This is a genomic window from Thalassoglobus neptunius (assembly GCF_007859735.1).
Taxonomy (GTDB): domain Bacteria; phylum Planctomycetota; class Planctomycetia; order Planctomycetales; family Planctomycetaceae; genus Thalassoglobus; species Thalassoglobus neptunius.
The window spans coordinates 1-1,026 of record NZ_SIHI01000151.1 but is presented as its reverse complement, the minus strand read 5'-3'; the positions used below and the strand labels follow the sequence as shown (position 1 = coordinate 1,026).

The window sequence follows — 1,026 nt, the reverse complement described above, 5'->3', positions numbered from 1 at the left end:
CAGCTTCTGCAACACCTCAGCCAGCGACTTTCCTGCCGCCAACATCGCTTGCCCCTCCTGCAACAGCTTCACAATCTGCTCAGGCTTACGTCGTCGTCGCTTCGTCATCAAAGTCTCCTCGAACCAAAATCGGTCGGTTGACTCTCATAACATCTGGATCAGAAAATGGGGAGCACGCCATTCTCACAATCGATGCTGGCGACACTGTTGGCGATTGGTAGCTGAGATAACGCATCCTAACGACATTAAGCGGGAAACAAATTGACGGCGTCAGGGATTTGATCAAGCAGCAGATTCGTCGTTCGGGCGATCACAGGAAATTGCAGCCTCTTTGATCTGAATTCACACTCTGCACGCTGTCAGCGACACCATTCGGGAGTGCCCGATGCAATACACTGAATCCCTATACGACCCATTCTTGCCGCTGCAACCGCTTTCTCGACAGAAGTCGTCAGACGAAGAGTACGTCGCCAAGATTGCGAAGTCTCTTCAGCGGTGGGACCGATGGCGTTGGTGTGCAGTTTTATTCTATGTTGCATTTCTTGGGGCTGTCATCTGGCTCGGATTTCGTACAGTGGCCACGGTGCGGTTCTTTCATGGCATGTGGGGCAACCAGAATCAGGCCCCTCTGGCTGAAGAGATTGTCGCTGTTGGAGTCATTCTGGGCCTCAACGTCGGCTTCTTATTTCACTCATCACTGATGGGGCTAGCAACTGCGTTCACAGGGTTTCGCAATGAACGACTCCTCGTAAAATACTTTAATCGACTTCAAGCGAGCGTAGAGATTTCGAGCAGGCACGATAGCTTTGTAAACGGAAGTTAGAGTATGACACGCCGACAGACATTTCAGGAGTTTTCGTTGTCCTCGAACGATTTGGGAATCGAAATGACTGCCGTTCTGTAGACATCGGTTAGAAAACGTAGCGCTCGACGGGCGAAAAACGGAGCGCTGTTGTTGATAAGGAACCCGGTGGAGGGATGTGAGCGTCTCGGCCGGGAGTGTCGGTACAGGTTATTTCGTCTTTG

The 1,026-nt window shown here is 51.5% G+C and carries 1 protein-coding gene; it reads left to right on the top strand.

What is annotated here, in order from left to right:
• The first annotated feature begins 385 nt into the window (after positions 1 to 385).
• Entirely contained in the window at positions 386 to 823 is a 438-nt protein-coding gene (locus KOR42_RS26345; RefSeq protein ID WP_146512759.1) for a hypothetical protein, read from the top strand.
• Positions 824 to 1,026: the final 203 nt, after the last annotated feature.